The 2,168-nt window shown below is 63.0% G+C and carries 2 pseudogenes; both read left to right on the forward strand.

The window, feature by feature from the left end:
• Positions 1-112 precede the first annotated feature (112 nt).
• A pseudogene (gene istA / locus GGD61_RS40070) lies at positions 113-1,715 on the forward strand (IS21 family transposase).
• A pseudogene (locus GGD61_RS40075) lies at positions 1,612-2,168 on the forward strand (ATP-binding protein); the annotation flags it as partial. The pseudogenes istA and GGD61_RS40075, both read left to right, overlap by 104 nt.

Raw genomic sequence — 2,168 nt, forward strand, 5'->3', positions numbered from 1 at the left:
TGTGTTTCGGCATGGAATAAGGACCCCGTTTTCGGGGTGATCGGCATCCAATCGGGACCCCGGGGCAAGGGTCCACAGTGGCTTCCATCAAGTCATGGAAGCCGAGGTTGGGATGCTGGTGGTGGAGACGATTGCGAAGATCCGTCGCGCCTATTTTGTTCATGGTCAGCCCATCAAGGCGATCTGCCGGGAGCTTGGGGTATCACGCAAGGTGGTCCGCAAGGTCATTCGTTCGGAGGCGACGGAGTTCCGGTACGAACGAGAGACGCAGCCGCTTCCAAAGATGGGCCCGTGGAGTGCCGAGCTTGACCGGTTGCTGGCGGCGAACGAGAGCAAGGCGACGCGCGAACGGCTGACGCTGATCCGCTTGTTCGAAGAGCTTCGCGGCCTCGGATATGCCGGCGGCTACGACGCGGTTCGTCGCTATGCGCGGCGGTGGAGCCGAGAGCGTGGCGCTTCGACAGCGTCAGCCTATGTCCCGCTGAGCTTTGCCCCAGGCGAAGCCTACCAGTTCGACTGGAGCCACGAGGTGGTCCTGTTGAGCGGCACCACGGTGATGGTGAAGGCCGCCCACGTCCGGCTCTGCCACAGCCGCATGCTGTTCGTGCGGGCCTATCCGCGCGAGACGCAGGAGATGGTGTTCGACGCCCACGACCGGGCGTTCGCCCTGTTCAAAGGTACCTGCAGCCGCGGAATCTACGACAACATGAAGACCGCCGTGGAGACGATCTTCGTCGGCAAGGATCGGCGCTACAATCGCCGCTTCCTGCAGATGTGCAGCCACTATCTGGTTGATCCGGTTGCCTGCACACCAGCTTCGGGCTGGGAGAAGGGGCAGGTCGAGAACCAGGTCGGGCTGGTCCGGGAGCGCTTCTTCACGCCGCGGCTGCGGTTCAAGAACCTGGACGAGCTAAACGCCTGGCTGCTCGATAAGTGTATCGCCTACGCCAAGGCGCATCGTCACCCGGAGCTGGCCGATCAGACGATCTGGGACGTGTTCGAAGCCGAGCGCCCCAAGCTCGTTCCCTATGCCGGCCGGTTCGACGGCTTCCACGCGGTGCCGGCGTCGGTCTCGAAGACCTGTCTGGTGCGCTTCGACAACAACAAGTACTCAGTCGCAGCCAGCGCCGTCGGGCGCCCGGTCGAGGTCCAAGCCTATGCCGATCGCATCGTGATCCGTCAGGATGGAAGGATCATTGCGGAGCACCCACGATCCTTCGGACGCGGCGAGACGACCTACGATCCCTGGCATTATGTGCCGGTGCTCGCTCGCAAACCCGGCGCCTTGCGCAATGGAGCTCCCTTCAAGGACTGGGTGCTACCAGCCGCAATCGAGCGGATCCGACGCAGGCTTGCCAGCACCGATGATGGCAATCGGCAGATGGTCGACATCCTCAACGCGGTGCTGGCTGACGGTCTGCCGGCGGTGGAAGCTGCCTGTGCCGAAGCCCTCAGTCATGGCGTCCATTCCGCCGATGTCGTGCTCAACATCCTGGCTCGGCAACGTGAACCCGCCCCACCAGCCAACATCCTGACGCCGGCCGCGCTGACGCTTCGCCATGCGCCGATCGCTGATTGTGCCCGCTACGACAACCTCCGGAGGACCATCTGATGGAACGAACCCAAATCTTCGACCTGATGGGCGAACTCAAGCTCTACGGTATGAAGGCCGCCTTCGACGAGATCATGGCGACAGCGGTCAAGCGCCAGCATGAACCCCAGCGCATTGTTGGCGACCTGCTCAACGCCGAGATCAACGAGAAGCAGGCCCGGTCGATCAAGTACCAGCTGACCATCGCCAAGCTGCCGTTGGCCAAGGACCTCGAGGACTTCCAGTTCGACGGCACGCTCTCGGCGGCGGCGGCTTCATCGCCCAGCAGCGCAACGTCGTACTGGTCGGCGGCACCGGCACGGGCAAAACCCACCTGGCCATTGCGATCGCCAGAAGCTGCATCCGATCTGGTGCCCGTGGCCGCTTCTATAACGTAGTCGACCTTGTCAACCGCCTCGAGACCGAGACCCGCAATGGACGACAGGGCCGGCTTGCTGAGCACCTAACCCGGATGGACTTCATCGTCCTGGACGAGCTCGGATATTTGCCCTTCGCCCAGTCCGGTGGCCAGCTTCTCTTCCATCTCGTCAGCCGGCTCTACGAAAGAGCTTCCGTC

It is taken from the genome of Bradyrhizobium sp. SBR1B, from assembly GCF_014198205.1.
Taxonomy (GTDB): domain Bacteria; phylum Pseudomonadota; class Alphaproteobacteria; order Rhizobiales; family Xanthobacteraceae; genus Bradyrhizobium.